This is a genomic window from Pedobacter sp. 05L430, assembly GCF_056397585.1.
Window position 1 is genome coordinate 26,832 of record NZ_JBFTNT010000010.1, and the last position, 22,343, is coordinate 49,174.

A 22,343-nucleotide genomic window follows, 5' to 3' on the forward strand; every position below is an offset into this window, starting at 1 on the left:
TGAATATAATGAAAAAATATATAGGGCTAATAATTTTGCTGACCATGTTGGTGTCGTGCCAGGTATCAAAGAAATACGAAAGGCCAGCAATAGATACAAAGAATCTTTACAGGGATCAGCACGATACAGATACAGTTACCATTGCCACTATGCCATGGCAAAAGTTGTTTAATGATTCGCTGTTAATTGAATTGATAACAGAAGGATTACAGCAAAACCTTGATCTGAAAATAGCTGTAGAACATATAAATGCAGCCAGAGCTAATTTTAAGCAAAGTAAAGCTGCTTTTTTACCAGACTTAACTGGTAATGCGGCCATAACCCAATCAAAATTGGCCTACCCTCAAGGATTTGGTATTATCAGCTCATCAACCCAGTATGATGTGGGGTTAACGGCCAGCTGGGAAGCAGATATTTGGGGTAAGCTTAAAAGTAGTAAGCGTAGTGCACTAGCTGGTTTACTGCAAACGGAAGAAGCGCGAAAGGCTGTGCAAACACAACTGATCTCTGAAATTGCAAATAACTATTTTACACTTTTGGCCTTGGATGAACAGCTAATTGTTTTAGAGAAAACGGTTGCTAACAGGAAAACGGATGTAAGCACAATGAAATCTTTAAAAGCAGCTAATATAGTAACCGGCGCCGCTGAAGTGCAGAGCGAAGCCAATCAATATGCGGCAGAAGTTGCTATACCCCGTTTAAAAAGGCAAATAAGAGAAACGGAAAATGCTATGAATGTTTTACTGGTTCGTAAAGCAGGTTCAGTAAATAGGAAAGCACTAGAATCTCAACAATTACCCTTTGATCTGAATATCGGTATTCCTGCCCAATTACTCCAGAACCGACCTGATGTTAAACAAGCAGAGTATGCTTTTATGAAGGCTTTTGAAACAACTAATGTTGCCCGACAGCTTTTTTACCCATCACTCAACATCACAGCTTCAAGTGGCTTTACCAGTTTTAGTTTTAAAGACTGGATTACACCCTCTGGGTTGTTTGCAAATGTTGCGGCAGGAATAACCCAGCCTATCTTTAATAAGGGAGCAAATAAGGCTAGACTAACAACTGCCAGGGCTGCTCAACAGGAATCGGCGTATCTATTTCAGAAATCCTTATTGAAAGCGGGAGAGGAGGTTTCTAATGCGCTTTTCTCTTACCAAACCGCAATTGAACAGCAAAACATAAGAACTAAACAATTGCAATCGCTGCAGAAATCGGTAGATTTTACCAAAAAACTGTTGCGTTATAGTTCTGCGACAAATTATACAGATGTATTAACTTCTGAACAGAACTTGCTATCGGCACAACTCGATAATATTGGTGATAAATTACAGCAATGGCAGGCAGTAATTAGCCTTTATCGCGCTCTTGGGGGTGGTTGGCAATAAAAGTACAGAGGAGACAGTTTGTTCTTATAAGGATTGATACTCTGGAAGATCTTTTATAAAGACAAACTGTTCCTCTTTGTGGTCTATTGTTGCATAACAATGCATTAGTCCGTTGGTTACTACCAGCCATTTGGTTTTATGAACAGAGTTGTACCTGGCCGCCTGGTCAAAAGTAGCCTGACTTATCTTAACAGAAGGTGCTTTACATTCAATAACCATTATTCGCTCTCCATGGGTACTGAATATTACAATATCTGTTCTCTTTTGAAGTTTATTTAAGTTAAGTCCGCCTTCTATTTGAATAAGCGATTTTGGAAATTTCTTTTCCAGTATCAGAAACTGGATGAAATGTTGTCTAACCCATTCTTCGGGTGTTAGTAACAGATGTTTTTTTCTTATTTCGTCAAAGATAAAATAACGCGACTCCTTTAGTGTTATCTTGAAAGGATATTGTGGTAGGTTAAGTGCTGTTGGTGTGAATGACATTTTTGTAAAAATAGGCAAAAAATTTTATCTAAGTTTGACCTATCATATGAGTGCTGCAGATATAATCAAAGACATTAAAGCCAGAAAGTTTAAGCCTGTTTATTTACTACATGGTGAGGAACCTTATTACATCGATCAGATCATTCATTACATGGAAAATAATGTGCTGAATGATATGGAAAGAGGGTTTAATCAAACTGTTTTGTATGGGAAAGATACAGACATGGCTACCATTATGAATGCTTCCAAGCGTTATCCTATGATGTCTGACTATCAGTTGATCATTGTAAAGGAGGCTCAGGATTTGAAGTGGGCCAAAGAGACAGAAGGGAGTAGTAAAGAGGCTGAGTTTGTGCTCAATTACTTTGAGAAACCCATGCCTACCACCATTCTGGTATTAGGTTATAAGTATGCTAATTTCGACAAGCGTAAAAAGATTTATAAAGCCATTGATAAGAGTGGTGTTATATTCCAGTCAGAACTGGTTAGAGATTACAAATTAGCCGGATGGATAGATGATCTTGTAAAAGAGAAAGGTTATAAAATTGCTCCACAGGCATCCGCCCTGATGGCTGAATACCTGGGTACAGACCTTTCCAAGATTGCTAATGAAATAGAAAAGCTGCTTTTAAATATTACTAAAGAAACAACAATTGACACTGATCTTGTTCAAAGAAATATAGGAATAAGTAAAGAGTACAATGTTTTTGAATTGCAAAAAGCACTGGCAGTCAAGAATATTTTGAAATGTAACCAGATCATCAATTACTTTGCCGATAATCCAAAAGCCAATCCAATGGTTATGGTTATGGCCAACCTGAATTCTTATTTCTCAAAGATTTTAAAATATCACTACTTGCAGAATAAGGGCGATGCTGCTAAAGAATTGGGTGTGAATCCATATTTTGTTAAAGATTATGAAGCTGCTGCACGTAGCTATAGTCTAAATAAAACCTTTGATATCATTAGCTTATTAAGGGAATACGACTTAAAGAGTAAAGGTGTAGACAGTACCGGTAACACCACCGATGGCGAGTTGTTAAAAGAGCTGTTGTTTAAAATGACCCATTAATAGTTTGAACCTAATTACCTGACTTTATTTCAGGATGTTTGAATTGTATAATAAATGCTTTGAAATGTGTAGTTAATATTTATGCTCACTAATGTAAATTTGTTTTATTATAAAATATAAATTAGCTATGATACAAGCCAAAGGATATGCAGCACAAAATGCTGAAACAGATTTAGCACCCTGGGACTTTGAACACCGGGAAGTAGGTCCGCACGACGTTCAACTTGAAATATTATATTGTGGTGTCTGTCACTCGGATCTTCATCAAATAAAGAATGATTGGTTTCCAGGAGTATTCCCAATGGTGCCGGGTCATGAGATTGTTGGTAAGGTAATTAAAGTGGGCGACCATGTAAAAAGGTTTAAAAAAGATGATCTTGCTGGTGTAGGATGTATGGTTGACTCTTGCCAGACTTGTGAAAACTGCAAGGAAGGATTAGAGCAATATTGCCTTGAAGGAAGTACCCAAACCTATAACAATAAAGGTAGAGATGGTGTACCTACTTACGGAGGTTATTCCAATACCATTGTAGTTCGCGAAGAATTTGTACTCCACATTTCGGATAAATTACCCCTTGCGGCCACAGCACCACTGCTTTGTGCAGGTATCACCACTTATTCACCTCTGCGTCATTGGAAAGTTGGTAAGGGTCATAAATTAGCCGTTTTAGGTCTTGGTGGTTTAGGACATATGGGAGTGAAATTTGGTGTAGCTTTTGGTGCTGAAGTAACCGTTTTAAGTACATCAGCTTCAAAAGAAGAAGCAGCGAAAGCTTTAGGTGCCCATCATTTTGTAGTTACATCTGATCCTGCTCAGGTTGAAGCTGTAAGAGGTTCATTTGATTTTATTCTTGATACTGTTTCTGCAGAACACGATATGGATATGTACCTGTCATTGCTAAGAACAAATGGGACACAGATTTGCGTTGGTGTTCCATCTCAGCCTTATGCAATTCAGCCCTTTTCACTTTTAGGCGGCCGTAAAAGCATTGCAGGCTCAGGCATAGGTGGCATACCTGAAACTCAGGAAATGCTTGACTTCTGTGCTGAGCACAATATCGTTTCAGATATTGAAATGATTGACATCAAAGATATAACTGCTTCGTATGCAAGAATGCTTAAAGGTGATGTTCGCTACAGATTTGTAATTGATATGGCTACGCTTTAATATTCTAATCTCTTTCTTTTAAAAATCGTATTTAAATATATTTAAATACGATTTTTTTTTGATTTGACCGTAAACTCGGCCATTCAATATATATGGTTTTTAGCATAAATAATCTTAATAATTCCCGGTAATTAATCAGAAGACTTAATGAAATTTACTTTCTAAAAATAAATACAAGGCAAATTTGATAATATTAATAATTAGAATGATTATTAATGAATAAAATGAACAATAAGTGAAAAAATCTTTACTTTTATCATAATATTTATAATATGATAAGACGTTTATCTTTACTGACGCTAGTTTTATTCTTTTATCATATTTCTATAGCATTCTCGCAAATTGTTATAGATCAGGTTGCATCTGGACCTTACACGCCTGAGTCAACTATAGCCGCAACTTTTAGTTTGGGTGCTACCTGTTTACAACCAGGTAATTCGTTTAATCTTTATCTTGTATCGCCCCAGGGAGTTGAAAAATCTATCGGATCCTATACCGGCTTCTACTCAACATTTGTAAATGGAGTAATCCCTCCGGGTACTACCGCTGGAACAGGATATAGGCTTAGGATTAAATCAACATTGCCAGTGTTTACTTCTTCAGATTCAAACCCATTTGATATAAAAGCAGGAGGAAAGGCAACAGTTGCTATAAATTCTAATTCTAAAGCGAGCACAAATCCCCTAACATTTGGAACTTGTAATACCGATGAGAACACACCAACAAAAGAATTTTTCTTTAACAATGAATCGAACACAGGAAACGTAACTGTAACTTTTAAAAATGAGTTGAACCCTGGAGTGCCACAAACAATAGCTTTTGGTGCTGTCGGAACTCCAATATCTTATACTGCATCACTTGCTCATTACACTATGTTTGTGAAAGCCACAATGCCCGATGGGTCGGTGGGTACAAAGGCATACTTTCTGATTAACAATCTTGCTGTAACTGCATTTACCACTACAAGCGGAAATACAGTATGTTTTCCCGTTGGTACATTCGAATATCGTGTTGATGTATCCAATAAAGGTATTGGAGTAAATTTTCCCGGTAACATTTATAAGGTAGACTGGGGAGATGGCACGTCTAACGAGTATACATATTGTGACATCAAGCAAAACAATGATCGTATCAGCCATACTTATACAAAGTCTTCCTGTGGGTTGTCATATCGATCTGGCAACCAAACCTTCTATAATGCTTTTGGTGTAAATGTTGGCCTAATAAGTCCGTTTTGCGGTGCAATCGGCTCACCTCTATCTACACCTGCAAAGGTAGTTACCAGACCAAAGAATCTGTTCTCTTTTCCTCCTATAGCATGTGTTAACGACGATATTATTTTTAACAATCAATCTCTACCCGGTGAACAGGCCAATACCAATTTTCCAGGTTGTGCACCAAATGATGTAAAATACAATTGGTACGTGGATGGCGCTCTTGCTGCTTCAGCTAAACCACTTACCTATAATTTAGTCCATAAATTTGTCACTACTGGAAAACATAAAATACGGCTTTCGTCAATCAGTGATGGAAATTGTCAGGCCGATGATCTGGAGTTAGAGATTTGTGTACAGGAACGACCAAAACCAAGTTTTACCTTACCCAATAATTTGATTTGCTTAACCGCGGGAGTGCTTACTCCGGCAAACACTTCGGTTTTAGATAACACGTCGTGCCCCTCAACTCCGGTTTATACCTGGAATGTAGTTCCGGCGCAAGGAGTATCTTATCAGGGAGGAACTAGTAATTCAAGCGTAACCCCACAATTTAAATTTTCTCAATCGGGTGTATATAATATTACACTCTCTGTTAAAACCGGAACCTGTCAAGAAATTACATTGCCACAAAAGATTGTAGTAAATACTGAGCCACAGGCAACTTTATCTCCGGAACAAAGACTTTGCCAGAAGGGTGATTTCGTATTTGGTCCTAATGCGACGGATACAAAAACGACTGTCAATGGAACGGCTGAAGATCTTTCAGATACCTACACATGGGAAGTTATCGGAACGGGTGCTTACTCTTTTGTAGCTCCAAGTACGGCAAACAGCAGATATCCAACCATAAATTTCGCTGATTTTGGTACTTATACAGTTAGCCTAACCCATAAAAATAATTGTGGAACCATTACCGTTAGTCAGAAAATAACATTTATAGAGGCACCGGTTCCAACTATCGTTGCAAATTCAAACCCCATTTGCAACAAAGCATCGGTTACTTTAACAGGGGCAATTTCAGGAAGCTATACCTCCTTTACCTGGGATAATGGAATTAATAATATTAATTTTTCAAATCCTTCTGATCTTACTACTGTATATACGCCAAGTGTCGCAGAGCGTAATGCAGGAAAGGTAACCATATTTTTGAGGGTTAATACGGGAGTGCCAGGCGCTTGTGCTACAGTTTTAAAACAAATAGACATTATTATACTTCCTGAAAATAAATTAACCAATACAAATAACACTAAAGTAGTTTGTACGGGCAATCCAGTAGATTTTATTCCAAAATCTACTGTTGATGGAAGCACATTTAAATGGACAGCAACAAATAATGATGGCTTAGCTACCGGATATAGTCCAACAGGAACGGGAAATATTACCGATATAATCACAAATACCAGTGCAACAAGTAATACGGTTGTTAGCTATACCATTATACCTCAAAAAGATGGCTGCGACGGAGAGCCATTTATTTTAACAGTAACAGTTACCCCGAAACCCATTTTAACTGCTACAGTAGCAAAGGCAGTCATATGTACTGGTAATCCATCTGGTATTTCATTGAGCTCAAATTTAGGCAATAACAATACCTTGTATGTTTGGACAAGTACTGCAAGTCTGGTTACAGGCAACACGAATCAGGTTACTCCCGTATCTGTTATTGCAATAAACGATATCTTAACCAATAGCGGATTAAATGAGGGAAGTGTTACTTATACGATTACCCCAATTGTTAATGGTTGTCCGGGAAATCCGAAAACTGTTGTAATCAAAGTACATCCCACAATTACAGTGGCTGATGCAGGTGCCGATCAATCCATCTGTAACCAGTCTACTTATACTTTAAAAGGTAATGCACCCAAAGCTAGCGAAATAGGTAAGTGGACTGTATTGCCTGCAGGGCCTCTAATTATTGACCCTACAGTTTACAATAGTGCAGTAACCTCACTTAATCCCGGACAACGGTATGTTTTTACGTGGACAATTACTTCGCCAAGTTTGTGTTCAACTACAGATGATGTGGTTATTGATAACTTAGAAGCACTTCAAAATACCATCACCAACCCATCAGGAACAACTGTATGTTCCGGGCAACAGGTTACCATTAATGGCGATGTACCCATTGGAGGTAAGCCTCCATATACCTATAGATGGGAAATAAGTACTAATCCAAGTACGAGTTGGACAATAATTCCTGATGCAACTAGCCGGGATCTGACCGTTACAATTCCTGTGAGCGCTTCGATTAGGCGTATAGTATCAGGTGGTGCTTGTGAAACTATAAGTAATGAGGTAAACCTGATAGCGCTACCACCAATAGCGGGAAATACAATTGGCGTAGATCAGGTCATTTGTTCCGGCAGTATTCCTGCTCCTTTAACTGGCCCACGACCTACCGGTGGCAATGGTTCAGATTACACCTATAGTTGGGAAAAAAGTATAGACAATGGGGTTAATTGGGTAGTTATAAATGGCGAAACAAAACCAACATATGCACCGTCTGCTCTAACTGTATCAACAAAGTATAGAAGGATAGCAAGTAGTGGCCTTTGTTMTGGTGGTCAGGCTAGTACTAGTAATAGCATAAGCATTACCGTTAAACCGGATGCACTTGCCAGTTTTACATTTGCATCTGATAAAGGATGTACGCCATTTAATATCGACAACCAAAATGTAAAAGCAATTGTTGATGTAAATCGAAATGATATTTACATCTGGTATGTAAATGAAACAGAAATCGGCAGGGGCGCTCAATTTCCTGGTTATCAAATCGCAAACGACAATGAATCCGTTATTATTAAGCTAGTAGTTACCAGTAAACAGGGGTGTAAAGCTGATGAAATGTCTCATGCATTTTCGACCCGGCAAAGCATTGCTGCGTCATTTACACAAGATAAATCCGAAGGATGCGGTCCGCTACAAGTTAGTTTTGTAAATACTTCCACTTCTCTTGTTGATGCTGATTTTAAATGGGACTTTGGYAATGGTATAACTTCTTCTTTAGTGATGCCCCCTCCAATCACTTTTCAGCCACATCCCCAAGGAAAAGATACCACTTACGTAACTACCTTAAGCGTAACTTCGCCATGCGGAACTAATGTGTTTACTTCATCAGTCTTTGTTAAAGCCCAGCCAATCGCTGTATTCTCACCAAATAAAACCGTTGGCTGCTCTCCAATGAAAGTTACCTTTAGCAATACCTCTCCCGGTGGTACAAATACTTACTATTATGATTTTGGAGATGGCGCCTTTCTTACTAGAACAGATAAACTACCTGTAGAACATGTTTATGTAACTGGAACAATAAAAGAGTATACCGTGAGAATGCGTGCGGAAAATGAATGCGGCAGTCAGGAAAGCAGTTACGTTATCCAGGTTTCCCCTAACACTGTTTTGCCTGAGCTAGTGGTAAACAGCTCAGAAAAAAGTGGCTGTGCACCATTTCTTGTGAATTTTCACAACAATTCTAAAGGGGCGAATCTATTTAGATATGATTTTGGAGACGGTGGGAGTAGGGTAACAAGATCAGCACCAGAAATTGTACAATACACATTTAAAAATCCAGGAGTATATAAAGTTGTACTTACTGCTTCAAATGGCTGTTCAGACACGACCACGACCGAGACAATCACGGTACTTGAACAACCAACAACCAACTTCACAGCAGACAAAACGGTTGGTTGTCCTGGCCTTCAGGTAAAATTCACCAACACAACCACTGGTGGATTGTCCTACCTATGGGATTTTGGAGATGGAACAACTTCTACAGAATTCGAACCAACGCATGTGTATAGCGGTTCTCTTTCATCTTATACTGTTACACTAACAGCAACAAATAGTTTAAATTGTCCAAATACACTTATACAAAGTGATTATATAAAAATTACAGCACCACCTATCGCACAGTTTTCAGTAGATCCTGGCATTGAAATTAGCATACCTTCTTATACATTTAGTTTTATAGACCAAAGCACCAATAGTCCAGATCAATGGCTATGGGATTTTGGTGATGGTATAACTTCGATAGACAGAAACCCAAAACATACCTATGCAGACACGGGGCTTTACAAAGTAACTTTAAAAGTGATCAATCAAAGCGGATGCTTTACTAGCTCCTTTAAGAATGTGAGAATTAGTGGAGTGCCCGGATATCTGTTTGTGCCAAATTCGTTTATACCCGGTAGTGAAAGTAGCGAACTTCGACAATTCAGAGCTAAGGGTTCAGGAATTAAATCATGGAGGATGTCAGTTTTTAACAAATGGGGACAACTCATATGGGAAACAACAAAGCTTGACGAAGGACATCCCCAGGAAGGCTGGGATGGAACATACCGCAATGTGGAATTACCCCAGTCTGTCTATTACTGGAAAATTGATGTCGAATTCATTAATGGATCACAATGGAAAGGCATGACATATAATAATAGCGCACCAAAACGAACGGGGCCAATTCATTTAATCAGATAACATGGCAAAGACATTAAAGATTCTGTTGATTTTGCTAATTTTTATAGGCATTGAATTTGCATCTGCACAAGATCATATTTATTCACAGTTTTTTAACCAGCCTATATATTTAAATCCTTCATTAACCGGTCAATTTGAAGGAGATATTAGAATGAACCTTGTTTATAGAAATCAATGGTCCGGCTTAAGTGGTGATCTGTCCTATATCTCCGCTTCGGCCGATTTGAATATTGCCAAATTTCCGGGAGGAGTGGGATTGATTTTTAATCGTTCCAGTGAGGGAACTGCCTATTTAACTAAAAACAATGCGGCTGCTACATATTCTTACAGTGTCGGTGGCGATGATTTTGTACTGTCATTTGGTATACAGGCAGGTTTTACCAATAGAACGATAGACTGGAACAAGTTGGTCTTTTCCGATCAGATTGATCCTCGCCTAGGATATGTTCCTGGCAGTATCTCTGCTGCTGAACCACATGATATCTCCAATAAGTTTTTCTTTGACGCAGCAACAGGTGTAAACCTTGTTTACCGTAACTTTATGCTTGGGACGGCATTACACCACATTAACAGGCCCGACGAATCCTTTAGCGGAACGCAAGCCAAGCTTCCAATGAGAATTACCGTAAACGCAAGTTTCAAAATTCCCCTCACTCCATATTTTGATTATAACCAAGATGAAGGTGCTTCTCTTATACCTTCTGTAGTTTACTACAGACAGGCAAGTAATAGCAACGTTAGTCTGGGAGCTCAATTTAAATACAAAAGCCTAAATACAGGTCTTTGGTATCGAACGGGCCCCCAGAACGGCCCTGATGCAGTTGTTCTTTCTCTTATTTTTGATCTTTTTAAAGGAAGGCGTAATGGAGAAAAGGTGAGGCTAGGTATAAGCCATGATGCTACCATTTCAAAAATTAATTATACAAATACAAGCGGTACTACTGAGGCTAGTATTGGATAYGAAAAGTACTTCCCGAATAGTTCTGGTTACAATCGTTTTAATGGGCTAAGGTGCTACGACTTCTTTTAGATAATGATATAAATAAAGGAATAAAAAGTATATTTTTGTCAGCGGTTTTGTCAACGAATGTATCAAAAACCCTTTTTAAACTATGAAGAACACACAGTATTGGTTAGTGAAGTCAGAACCTTTTAAATATAGCTGGGAGAAATTTAACAAAGACGGCAGAACCTTTTGGGATGGTGTACGCAATTATCAGGCACGTAATAACCTGAAAGAGATGAAAGAAGGGGATCTGGTTTTATTCTACCATAGTAATGAAGGTAAAAATGTAGTTGGTATAGCAAAAGTGGTAAAAGAGTTTTATCAGGATCCAACTACCAGTGACCCTAACTGGGTTGTAGTAGATCTGGCTCCGGTCGAGGCACTTAAAAATCCTGTTAGTCTGGAACAGATCAAAGCAGAAGAAAGTCTTAAAGACGTTTCATTGGTTAGACAAGGCAGGTTATCTGTAATGCCACTTAAAGCCGAGGAATTTGATAAAATATTAGAGATGGGTAGCTAATGCATCCCCGAATAAGGTTCTGCTCTTACATATTTCTTTGTTAAGAGCAGACCTATACTCATTATCAAACTCGATCCTAATACCACAACAAATAAGAAAGAAGTTCCTACTTCTGGTATTTTAAGCGCATGAGGTAAATTAAAATACAGCAGGATGCTAATCAGTCCTCTTGGCGCAATAAAAGCCTCCGCTCCACTATTTTCCCTTCTAAAGATTTTAAGATAAACAAACCTGATCACAAAGATAGATGCAAGCATAATCAAACCGTTTACAAGAACAATTTGATCATTAAGCTGATAAATGTTCATTGTAAATCCGAATATTACAAAGAAAAACGTTCTTAAAATAAATGCACTTTCAGCAGATAACTGATGTAGTTGTGTTAAATCATTAGATAGATTCTTGTAAATAAAAATACTTCTAAACCAGGCGTACTTGATGGTGTCTGCATTGTTTAAAAACAGACCGAAAGAGAGTATTAAAACAAGGGCCGACAAGTGGTACGACTGCCMAATAGCATACACCATTATCAATATAGAGATGATCAGGAAAAACTTTATGTGATGTGATATTTTTCCCATTACATAAAGCAAAACGATGCAGGAAATAGCCGATAATATAACTATCAGTATCGTATTTAGTCCTAAGCCAGTAAACGAAGAAGTAGAGATGTGAGGATTAGATATGGCAAAATTAAAGAGTATGATCCCCAGAATATCAGAAAAAGAAGATTCATAAATGATAAACTCTTTTCCTTTTTTAGATAGTGCTGCGGCAGATGGAATAGCTATTGCAGAGCTAACCACACTAAAAGGAATTGCATTGCTAAAGCACGTGTAAAGGTCGCGGCCGGTAATCTCGTATATAATAAAAGTGATCACAGAAACCGAGGCGATCAGTATTACAAGTGCCGATAGAAAAGCACCCTTAATGATTTTATTTTTATCCCGATTGTATTTCAGTTCAAGTGATCCTTCAAAAACGATCATGATCAAACCCACAGTACCAAGAGCAGGTAAGATCTTTAGAAAATCGAAGGTTTCTATCTTAAGGTTATCTACAAGTACGCGCAGGCCTATTCCTAAAAGCAATAGCAGCAGTACAGAAGGTAATTTAGTTTTACTGGCAACAAGGTCAAATAAATAAGAGAAGATGACCAGGCCGCTTAAAATAATCAGTGTAGTGTACGTCGTCATTTTTCCTATTTATTTAATAACAGCATTCCTGCTGTTATTGTTTACTCCTTAAAAAAAAGGGCTTTCAACTCAATAGCGTCATTTGGCAACATCTTTCCACTCAATATCAACCGCAATTGTCTTCTTCTTAAAGCCCCGGCAAATAATTCGATTTCTTCCTCAGTCTCAGGTTTCAATTCCGGAACAGGAATAGTTCTTCCACTTTGGTCAACCGCTACAAAAGTATAGTAAGCCTCATTTGATTTTACCCTGCTTCCCGAAGGAATATTTTCTGCCCAAACATCCAGTCTTACCTCAACAGAAGTATTAAATGAGCGTGTAACCTTAGCCTCAATCGTAATTACATCCCCAAGTTTTATAGGCTGTTTAAATGATACATTATCTACAGAAGCTGTAACCACAATTCTATTGCAATGTTTTTGAGCCGATATTGCAGCAGCAATATCCATCCAATGCAATAATCTGCCCCCCATTAAGTTATTAAGCGTGTTGGTATCGTTGGGCAATACCAACTCATTCATTATGGTGAAGGAATCCTTCGGACTTTTTACTTTTGTACTCATCTCAGGCAAAAGTAAACAAAATTCAACATAATCACTTTTACGAGATAAAAGGAGTCAACTAGCTTTGGGTTTCTTGATGATTTTGTATCTTAGTTGTACGGCATGAAAAATCAAACGCTGATACAATATTTTCACTGGTATTATCAAGAAGACGTTAAGCTATGGATTAGGGTTGCCGAAGAGGTGCCAACATTTGTTGAACTCGGAATTACAGGCCTTTGGCTACCGCCAGCTTATAAAGCAACCTCAGGAGATATTTCTGTAGGTTACGATTCCTACGATCTTTTCGATCTTGGCGAGTTTGATCAAAAAGATTGTGTAGCTACCAAATACGGAACTAAAGAAGAATACTTAAGTGCAATTAATGCACTAAAAGCAAGCGGCATAGCAACTATTGCCGATGTGGTGCTTAATCATAAGGCCGGTGGAGATGAGCTGGAAAAGATAAAAGTGCGGAAAGTAAACGACCTGAATCGTAAAGAGTTTATTTCGCCTGTTATAGAAATTGAAGCATGGACTAAATTTACATTTCCAGGCCGAAAAGGTAAATATTCAAGTTTTATCTGGGATTACCATTGTTTCAGCGGGCTCGATTTTGCCGCTAACCTGCAAGAAGGAGGGATTTTTTCAATTCAGAACGAATTTGGAGAGGGTTGGGAAGATGTTCCTTCCAAAGAACACGGCAATTACGACTACCTGATGTTTAACGATATAGAATCAAGAAATCCCGCCGTGAGGCAAGAACTGAAGGAATGGGGCGAGTGGTACTATAACACCTGTGGAATGGATGGTTTTAGAATGGACGCCGTCAAACACATCTCCCATAAATTTTTAAATGAATGGATTGACCATATGAAGAGTACTTTTAAAAGGGAATTCTTTATAGTAGGTGAGAACTGGGTGGTTGATAATGTAGAAGAACTTAAATCTTACATTGAACTTACCGAAGGCCGCATGAAGCTCTTCGATTCGGTATTGCATCAAAATTTATATGTTGCCAGTCAGCAGCGGGAAGCATACGACCTCAGTAATATTTTTGAAGGAACACTTACGTTGATAAATCCATACTTATCAATCACATTTGTTGATAACCACGATTCGCAGCCTTTGCAGGCATTGGAATCATTTGTTGCCCCGTGGTTCCGTCCTTTGGCATATGCACTTATTCTTTTACGTGAGCAGGGCATGCCTTGCTTATTCTATCCCGATCTTTACGGCAGCGCATATAAAGATAAAGACCACAATGGAAACGAAGTAGAAATAGAGCTTTCTGCGGTGTTCGAATTACCAAAGCTGTGTACGGTTCGTAAAGATCTTTCTTATGGTGTTCAGCGCGATTATCTGGATCATCAAAATTGCATAGGGTGGACAAGGGCAGGCGAAGATGAAAATCCAGGTTCTGGTATTGCGGTGCTTATGAGTAACAGTGGTGCAGGAATTAAAAACATGGAAATGGGTGTTAAACACGCCAATAAAACCTTTACAGATGCACTTGGTAACATAACTGAAGAAGTGGTAGTAAATGAAGAGGGATGGGCAGCATTTCTATGTGCCCAGAAAAGTGTTTCAGTTTGGGTGTTAAAAACTGATTAACGCTTTACGTTGCCAACATTGGAATATCCAATTAATTCTTCCCAACGCATACCCGGTTTTTTATAATAGGCAAATACCTGGTACGTATTTAAAGTTTCAAAGAATGAACCTTCAAAAATTGCCTGGTCAATTTTTCCAGTATCCTTGTTTAACCAAACATATTTATAATCATAAAGCCCTTGTTTAAGCAATATGTTTCCGTAAAAACGTTTACGCGAAGATTCAAAGTTAAGCTTACTGGCCTCGTTTAAAACATAATTGTTAAACCTGCCAACAACATAAGCGTCTCCATTAGGAGTAGGGGGTACCGCATTTAAGGTAAACATCACATTCGCGTAATCACCTTCTGTTGGATCATCGCTGCCTTCTTTGTTTCTGATAAAGAAACTACCATTCTCATCAACCAGGTTGCTGTATTTCGCCTTGCTGGTATTGATGTCCGGAAAAAGCACCACGCTTGTGGTTGTATCCTTTATAATTTCCTGCACATTATCGCCTTTATACCGTAAGCTACGGATATCAAACTTTCTGAACTCATTACCTGCCGGGAAATCGTTGCTGTTTACCTCGTTATAAACCAATGTGCCAGGCTTAATAAAGTTCGGTTTTGTATTTATAATTGCCGTCTGCGGATTTCCATTCTGCATCACTATCGCTTTCAAATCCGTATAGGGATTCTGAATAGGCATTTGATGTAAAATAGTAAAGTTGACCTTCTGGTTGCTAAAACGCAGCGATACCTGTGAACTGGCCACTACATCTACGCCAATATTTACCACATTATCTACCACATAAAACTGCTGAGAAATAACCGGTTTTTGCTGGTTACCTTCTTCATACACCTTTAAAATATAGTTGCCCGAAATTTTAGGCCTGATCTGAGTATTCGGTAAAGTCAGTTGGTAAYGTGTGTACTTTTGGATAGTTCCAAATGAGTATTTATACTCGGTTATCCTATCCTCACTTAAGCTTTCCAGATAATCTATGGTCGATAAGCGGGATGATTTCCAATCTGAAGTGCAATGTTCAACCGTATACCAGTAATTTTTGCTTCCGGCATTAAGGTCGTCAAATGAAAACACCAATCGTTCATTTGATTTCAGAGCAATTACAGGCAGAGATTGTTCTTGTTGCGAGTTGTAACATTGTACCGTCTTTATTGTAGGTTGGTACACCTTGTTTTCATATACAAATTGCTGATTTTGTGCAACAGCAATTTGTATACTTAACAACAGCAAAAAAAATAATCCTGCAGGTTTTATCATTTACTTTCTAGTTCCATTATTTCAGAAGCGAGGTCTTCCCAGGTATTTTGGGCAGTATCCAACTTATGCTTGGCAGCTAAATATTTTTTATTTGTTTCAGCAAGTTTACCTGCATCCGAATAAATTGCTTCATCAGCAATCTCGGCTTCTATAGACTTAACATCCGATTCAAAAGTTGCAATCTCAACCTCAATTTTTTTCAGTTGATCATTTAGCTTTTTAAGCTGTTGCAAACTGTTTGGAGTAGCAGGTTGTTTTTCTTCTAAGGCCTTTTTAACTTCTTTTACCTCTTTATCAGGTCTTACAGGAACACTGGAAGGTTTTGCAGGAGGTCTTTTGCTATTCCATTCTTCGTATTCAGCATATGTTCCCGGATATTCTTTAATGTCCTTGTCTTCTATGAACCAAATTTTATTAGCAACATTATCTAAGAAATACCTATCGTGAGATACCGCAATAAAAGTACCTTCATATTGCTGTAATGCCTGAATCAGGATGTTTACAGATTGTATGTCAAGGTGGTTGGTCGGCTCATCCAGGATCAGGAAGTTAGAGTCAGTTGTTAGCGATTTAGCTAAAGCAACCCTTGATTTTTCACCTCCCGACAATACACGGATCTTTTTGAAAACATCATCACCGGTGAAAAGAAAACATCCTAATATACCACGCAATTCCGTGTCGGTATGTTTAGGTGCAAAGGCCTGCAATTCTTCAAGAATGGTGTTCTCAAGGTGTAACGACTCCAATTGATGCTGAGCAAAAAATGTAGTAGTAACATTATGACCTGTTTCGCATTTACCTGTAAAGCCTTCGGCACCTGCTATAATTCTAAGCAAGGTCGATTTACCCTTACCGTTAGCACCAATCAAAGCAATTTTATCGCCTTTTTCAATCACGCCTTCTGCATTTTCAAGAATCTCTACATTAGGGTAGCTTTTTGTGGCGCCTTCAATTCTGATTACATGACGGCCAGATGGTTTAGAGAATTTAAACTGGAAGTTTACAGTAGGATTGTCATCATCCACGTCTTCCACACGCTCCATTCTATCCAAGGCTTTCATCCTCGACTGAGYCATTTTAGCTTTAGAAGCTTTTGCTTTAAAATAATAGACGGTAAATCCATGTGGTTGGTAGGCTCATCAAGTAATAAAATATCAGGTGTTTGCAATAGAATTTTGGCAAGCATAACGCGCATGCGCCAACCTCCCGAAAAGGTATTTAGCGGTCTTAACTGATCCTGGGTACTAAAACCCAAACCAGCTAAAATCTCATTAGCTCTATATTCTATATTGTATCCATCTAAAGCTTCAAATTCCTGTTGCTTATCGCTCAGTTTATTTAAAACCTCTTCAGAATAATCTGTTTCTATTTTTTTAAGTAATACCTCAATCTCATCGTGCAATTGGTTCTGGCGTTCAAAAGCCTCCATTGCAACGTGTAATATACTATGGTGAGAATCGTAAGAAAGTAAATCCTGGTTTAAGTAACCTATTTTTAAGTCTTTAGACATAGAAATAGTACCCGAAGAAGGAGCATACTCACCTACTATTATTTTTAAAAGTGTAGATTTTCCTGTTCCATTGGCACCAATTAGCCCAACGCGGTCGCCCGGTTTAATGTGCCAGTTTGCCTCATCATATAAGGCTCTGGAGCCTATCAGGAATGTTAAGTCGTTTATCGAAATCATGTGGCTGCAAAAATACAAACAAATTCCTATCTTCGTCCCATGTACCGTTTAATTAAGCCTATATTTTTTCAATTTGACCCCGAAAAAGTGCATTATTTCGTCGTTAAGCGACTGAAATGGTTTCATGAACACTTTCCGCTTGGCGAAACTATCCTCAGAGGAAGCTTTGATGTGAACATTAAAGGTCTTGAACGCGAAGTTTTTGGTATCAAATTTAAGAATCCTGTAGGCTTAGCCGCCGGCTTCGATAAAAACGGTGAGTACATAGAGGCACTAAGTGATCTTGGGTTTGGATTTATTGAGGTAGGTACTGTAACTCCATTGCCGCAGCCTGGTAACGATAAGCCAAGGATGTTCCGCCTGGAAGATGATAGCGCAATTATCAACCGAATGGGTTTTAACAACAAAGGTGTAGATACACTTGCTGAAAGGCTAAGGCTGTTAAAAAGTAAAAATAGCGATATTGTTGTAGGTGGTAACATTGGTAAAAATAAAAATACCCCAAATGAGGATGCATTAAGTGATTACATAAAATGCTTTGACCGCTTATTTGACGTAGTCGATTATTTTGTAGTAAACGTAAGCTCTCCAAATACTCCGGGATTAAGGGCTTTACAAGAAAAAGAACCATTGATGGAGCTGTTAAATACTTTACAGCAACGCAATAATAAGAATAACATCAGCAGGCCAATTCTGCTTAAAATAGCACCCGATCTTACCAATGAACAATTGGACGATATTGTTGAAATTGTAATGACTACAGGTATCGCGGGAGTAATTGCTACCAACACAACTATAGATAGAAGTAGCCTGCAAAGTCCGGAGCCGCTTAAGAGCGAAATGGGTGGTTTAAGTGGTAAGCCACTAACACATCGTTCTGTTGAGGTGGTTAGGTATTTATCTACCAAGTCAAACAAAGCATTTCCAATAATTGGCGTAGGTGGGATTCATTCTCCTAAAGATGCACGGGATATGCTTGATGCAGGTGCTTCATTAGTTCAACTGTATACCGGTTTCATTTACGAAGGCCCAGGGCTAATCAAAAGGATTTGTAAAGAGCTGTTAAGATAATCCCTTCTCCGGTTTTTGTGCGATCCTAAAACGACATAGGCATGCCTTGTTAATGATAAAGGTCGTTCAGAGTCTTTTCAAAGTCGTTAAGAGTCGTCTGAAAGTCGTTTAAAAAATGAGCATAAAAAAAGCATCCCTGTTTTTCAGAGATGCTCTAATTTCTTTTTAGAAAAGAAACTTATGCTTTAGCAGTAAGTTTTAATAAGACCGCGTTGTTTTTAGCTAACTGATCTGTTGTAGATTGACGTGAACGGCTACCCAATTCGATGTTAGTAGCAAGTTTTAAGTTTTTCACATCTAATTTTGCGAAAGTTTTATTTCTTCTGTCTTTTCTTTTTAATCTGGTAACTGCCATGTTAATCTTTTTTTATTTATTATAAATCTTGAGGTCGAGAGCGGATTCGAACCGCTGTAGGAGGTTTTGCAGACCTCTGCCTAGCCACTCGGCCACTCGACCCTACTGAAATTCAGGCTGCAAAAATAGTAAATAATACTTATTATGCAATTTATTTCTGCAAATTTCTATTAATATCTGCACAAAGAATTGCTGCCGATATTGCAACGTTCAATGACTCAGCCTCTCCAACCCTTGGTATTGTTACCGGATTGGTAATTAAATTTATGATTTCGGGTGTTATCCCTTGTCCTTCATTACCCAAAATCACGATGCCTTCATTTCCCCATTTTGTTTCATAAATACTCGTTCCATTAAGAACTGCACCAAAAATAGGTACTTTAATATCTTTTAAAAATCCAGAAAGTTCTTCGTAATAAACATTTACCCTGCTCAAAGATCCCATTGTAGCCTGTACTGTTTTTGGGTTATAAATTTCAACGGTGTTGTTAGAACATATAATCTGTTTAAACCCAAACCAATCGGCTGTGCGAATAATAGTACCCAGATTACCCGGATCCTGAACTCCATCAAGCACCAAAGAAAATGATCCTTTTAGACTACTTATATCAAAACTGCGGCTTTTAGGGATGTGTACAAGAGCCAGTACACCTTGCGGAGTTTGTAAAGTACTAATCTTATCCAGTTCGGCGTTGTTTATTTCAAATAACTTTATATTTGCAGGCAAATTGGGCAGTAAAGACTGATATTGAGCCAGATAATAAATGCTATGTATTTGGTATGAAGATTGAATAAACTCTACAATAGATTTTATACCTTCAATAATAAATATCCCATTTTCTTTACGGTACTTTTTTTGATGTAACGATTTTATAAACCCTATCTGAGATTTTGAAAGCATACTATAATAATAAAAGGAATGTCCATTTTCATGCAATATTACTATTTATTCTGGTTTTTGTTACGGGATGCTCCTCAACAAAATATATTGCGGACTACCAATCTATTGTTAAAAATGTAGAAATTGACAGCATAGATAAAGCTTTTGAGGAAGAAGCACTCAATTATATTCAAAAAGATATCAGGCCCACATCTACAATTGGTATCAATGTTATTATTTATAACATGTTCAATACTAAAGATGGCCGTTATAAAACTTCCAATATAAAACCGCTTGGTACGCCTCCTCCAATTCTTGATAGTGCATTGGTAGAGATCTCCCGCGGTCAAATTGAAAGATTTCTGATGAGCAAAGGGTATTTTATGGCGAAAGTAAAATCAGAGATAAAGGTTAAAAAGAAACGTGCTGATGTTTTTTTTAAGGCAAGTCCGGGGCCTGTTTTTCATGTCAATAAAATAAAGTATGAAATCGCTGATGAACTTGTTAATAAATTCTACATGGAAAGTAGGGCCGCTGAAACTTTTCTGAAAGAGGGGATGAGGTATGATGATGATTCTTTAGCCCACGAACGTGATCGAATCTATACTGTGATGAAGGAGAAGGGCTATTTCGATTTCGCGAGGCCATACGTAAAATACGAGGTCGATTCGAACTTAAATTCCAGCAAGGCTAATGTTACTCTGATTATAGATAACCCTCAGGATAAACCCAAGCATGAGCAGTTTTATATTGGTGAGACCAACGTAATTATTGCCCCAAATGCAGATGGTTTTCCTGATACGCTTAACATGAACGATAAGGTTTTTAGGGGTTTAAGGTATACCGACCTCTCTAAAAAGTTTCGGAGGAATCCTATAGTACGGTATAACTTTCTTCATCAGGGCGAGATTTATAATATCTACAATGAGAACCTTACCTATGATCGTATGTATGAGCTTAACGTTTTTAAAAATGTTAAGATAGATTATAACAGGCCAAAAGACAGTGTCAATAAAGTGTTCCCGGTTATCCAGTTAATTCCTCAAAAAATAATGAGCAACCGGGTAGAGGGGGAGGTGCCTTTTAATGCCGGTACTGTTGGTTTTACTTTATCAAATACGTATACAAACAACAACATGTTCCGCGGGGCCGAACGATTTGAATTTCAGGTTAAAGGAGGACTGCAATCCAGAATTGGGCAGGGGAATTCAATATTCAAGGATATTTATCAGCGCGATTTTTCAATTAGTGCTAATCTGACCGTTCCCAGATTAATGTTGCCGTTTATTACTGCCAGACCGGGCAGAAGAGGTGGTATGCCACATACCATATTCTCTACCAGTTACGTATATGCACAGCAAAAAAGTTTTTTTGAACGCCATGTATTTCTTAGTTCGCTAACTTACGAATTTGTAGAATCGAAATCTAAATACCATTCTGTGACCCCTTTAAACTTTGAGTATAGATTTGGAGGACTTCTTTTTGATGCTGAAGATCCAAATAATAAAGGAGAGTTACTTAAGAATTTTTATAATCTTTTATTGTTAGACAGAAGAGATATCACCCTTGGTATCAAATACACATATTCCCTAAATGCCGATAAACTGCTGACAAATGAAAGCTTTATTTATTTTAGGGGAAGCATGGATTTAGCTGGTAACATGTTACAACTGGCAACAAGTCTTACTGGTAATAAAGCTAATCTGAAAGATAGTGTATATGCTACAATATTTGGATTGCCGTTTAACCAATATATGCGGCCGGAGATAGATTTGCGCTGGTATAAAAACCTTGGGGGAGAGAAACAGTTTGTTGCCCGTTTAAACAGCGGAATTGGCTATGCTTATGGTAACTMTAATTCGGTCCCGTTCGAGAAATTGTTCTTCGCAGGAGGTTCAAGCGGCATTAGGGCCTGGCAGGCCAGAACCCTGGGGCCTGGAAATTATGATAGGGGAAAGGCGCTTGATACTGATACCTTAAGAAGAGCATTATATGGCCTTGATCAGCTTGGCGAGCTGCATATTGAGGCGAATTTAGAATACAGATATAAACTCTTGAATAAGTTTTTTGGAGCCAAATTGAAAGGTGCTGTGTTTTTAGATGCCGGTAACGTATGGAATGTGACCAGAACCGGTACGCCATCTACCTATTTTGATTTCAAAAAACTGGGCAGTCAAATTGCCCTGGGCACTGGTATGGGTTTCAGGTACGATGTGCAGTACTTTGTATTTAGGTTTGATGTGGGTTTAAAACTTAAAGACCCACAGTTTGAAGGTTCCGATCAATGGATGTTCAAACGATTCTTTACTGGAAATAAGAAGTTTAAAGACGATTATTACCTTACCCATAGTCCGGAAAGGTATCGCTTTGTGCAATACAATTTTGGTATAGGAATGCCTTTTTAAG

15 protein-coding genes, 1 tRNA gene and 1 pseudogene are annotated in these 22,343 nt (G+C 38.2%); 9 read left to right on the forward strand and 8 right to left on the reverse strand.

Annotation, left to right across the window (positions count from 1 at the left end; translation table 11 throughout):
• The first annotated feature begins 8 nt into the window (after nt 1-8).
• Nucleotides 9-1,388 carry an efflux transporter outer membrane subunit gene (locus AC1DG9_RS04420; protein ID WP_288881123.1) on the forward strand — a complete coding sequence of 460 codons (1,380 nt, stop codon included), beginning with the start codon at nt 9-11 and terminating at the stop codon, nt 1,386-1,388.
• A gap of 24 nt (nt 1,389-1,412) precedes the next feature.
• Here AC1DG9_RS04420 and AC1DG9_RS04425 read toward each other — a convergent pair whose 3' ends face one another.
• Nucleotides 1,413-1,874, reverse strand: a complete 462-nt coding sequence (locus tag AC1DG9_RS04425; protein WP_288881120.1) for a type I restriction enzyme HsdR N-terminal domain-containing protein — start codon at nt 1,872-1,874, stop codon at nt 1,413-1,415.
• 46 nt (nt 1,875-1,920) lie between these two features.
• Between AC1DG9_RS04425 and holA the strand changes: the two genes are divergently transcribed.
• From holA to AC1DG9_RS04450, 5 genes are all read left to right on the forward strand, one after another.
• A complete protein-coding gene (holA, locus tag AC1DG9_RS04430; RefSeq protein WP_172659497.1) occupies nt 1,921-2,946 on the forward strand; it encodes a DNA polymerase III subunit delta in 1,026 nt (341 codons plus the stop codon).
• 127 nt (nt 2,947-3,073) lie between these two features.
• Complete coding sequence (locus tag AC1DG9_RS04435; RefSeq protein ID WP_172659498.1) at nt 3,074-4,114, forward strand: NAD(P)-dependent alcohol dehydrogenase; 1,041 nt, start codon at nt 3,074-3,076, stop codon at nt 4,112-4,114.
• A 272-nt stretch (nt 4,115-4,386) separates the two neighbouring features.
• A complete protein-coding gene (locus AC1DG9_RS04440; RefSeq protein ID WP_477634342.1) occupies nt 4,387-9,801 on the forward strand; it encodes a PKD domain-containing protein in 5,415 nt (1,804 codons plus the stop codon).
• 1 nt (nt 9,802) lies between these two features.
• On the forward strand, nt 9,803-10,831 hold the full coding sequence (locus AC1DG9_RS04445; RefSeq protein ID WP_337716389.1) for a PorP/SprF family type IX secretion system membrane protein: 1,029 nt from the start codon (nt 9,803-9,805) through the stop codon (nt 10,829-10,831).
• Between the two features lie 82 nt (nt 10,832-10,913).
• Nucleotides 10,914-11,327, forward strand: coding sequence for an EVE domain-containing protein (locus AC1DG9_RS04450; protein ID WP_172659501.1), 414 nt, complete (start codon nt 10,914-10,916; stop codon nt 11,325-11,327).
• On the opposite strand, the gene AC1DG9_RS04455 is transcribed toward AC1DG9_RS04450, so the two are convergent.
• Nucleotides 11,324-12,523 carry a cation:proton antiporter gene (locus tag AC1DG9_RS04455; RefSeq protein WP_477634343.1) on the reverse strand — a complete coding sequence of 400 codons (1,200 nt, stop codon included), beginning with the start codon at nt 12,521-12,523 and terminating at the stop codon, nt 11,324-11,326. The two genes, AC1DG9_RS04450 and AC1DG9_RS04455, sit on opposite strands and share 4 nt — an antisense overlap.
• A 41-nt stretch (nt 12,524-12,564) precedes the next feature.
• Complete coding sequence (locus tag AC1DG9_RS04460) at nt 12,565-13,086, reverse strand: acyl-CoA thioesterase (protein WP_172659502.1); 522 nt, start codon at nt 13,084-13,086, stop codon at nt 12,565-12,567.
• Between the two features lie 102 nt (nt 13,087-13,188).
• Between AC1DG9_RS04460 and AC1DG9_RS04465 the strand changes: the two genes are divergently transcribed.
• Nucleotides 13,189-14,679 (forward strand): alpha-amylase, encoded by a 1,491-nt coding sequence (locus tag AC1DG9_RS04465; protein ID WP_172659503.1) that lies wholly within the window; start codon nt 13,189-13,191, stop codon nt 14,677-14,679.
• On the opposite strand, the gene AC1DG9_RS04470 is transcribed toward AC1DG9_RS04465, so the two are convergent.
• Entirely contained in the window at nt 14,676-15,944 is a 1,269-nt protein-coding gene (locus AC1DG9_RS04470; protein WP_477634344.1) for a type IX secretion system plug protein, read from the reverse strand. The genes AC1DG9_RS04465 and AC1DG9_RS04470 overlap by 4 nt on opposite strands.
• Nucleotides 15,941-17,631, reverse strand: a pseudogene (locus AC1DG9_RS04475) (ABC-F family ATP-binding cassette domain-containing protein). The gene AC1DG9_RS04470 and the pseudogene AC1DG9_RS04475 overlap by 4 nt, the downstream one beginning before the upstream one ends.
• A gap of 39 nt (nt 17,632-17,670) precedes the next feature.
• On the opposite strand from AC1DG9_RS04475, the gene AC1DG9_RS04480 reads away from it, so the two are divergent.
• Nucleotides 17,671-18,702, forward strand: coding sequence for a quinone-dependent dihydroorotate dehydrogenase (locus AC1DG9_RS04480; RefSeq protein WP_337716393.1), 1,032 nt, complete (start codon nt 17,671-17,673; stop codon nt 18,700-18,702).
• A gap of 178 nt (nt 18,703-18,880) precedes the next feature.
• Here the strand turns inward: AC1DG9_RS04480 and AC1DG9_RS04485 are convergent, their stop codons facing one another.
• The 3 genes from AC1DG9_RS04485 to AC1DG9_RS04495 form a co-directional block, all read right to left on the reverse strand.
• Nucleotides 18,881-19,057: a hypothetical protein gene (locus AC1DG9_RS04485; protein WP_048907043.1), complete on the reverse strand. Its 177-nt coding sequence runs from the start codon at nt 19,055-19,057 to the stop codon at nt 18,881-18,883.
• Between the two features lie 31 nt (nt 19,058-19,088).
• Nucleotides 19,089-19,159, reverse strand: a tRNA-Cys gene (locus tag AC1DG9_RS04490).
• A gap of 49 nt (nt 19,160-19,208) precedes the next feature.
• Entirely contained in the window at nt 19,209-19,958 is a 750-nt protein-coding gene (locus tag AC1DG9_RS04495) for a TrmH family RNA methyltransferase (RefSeq protein ID WP_172659507.1), read from the reverse strand.
• Between AC1DG9_RS04495 and tamL the strand changes: the two genes are divergently transcribed.
• A complete protein-coding gene (gene tamL / locus AC1DG9_RS04500; RefSeq protein WP_477634345.1) occupies nt 19,949-22,342 on the forward strand; it encodes a translocation and assembly module lipoprotein TamL in 2,394 nt (797 codons plus the stop codon). The two genes, AC1DG9_RS04495 and tamL, sit on opposite strands and share 10 nt — an antisense overlap.
• Nucleotide 22,343: the final 1 nt, after the last annotated feature.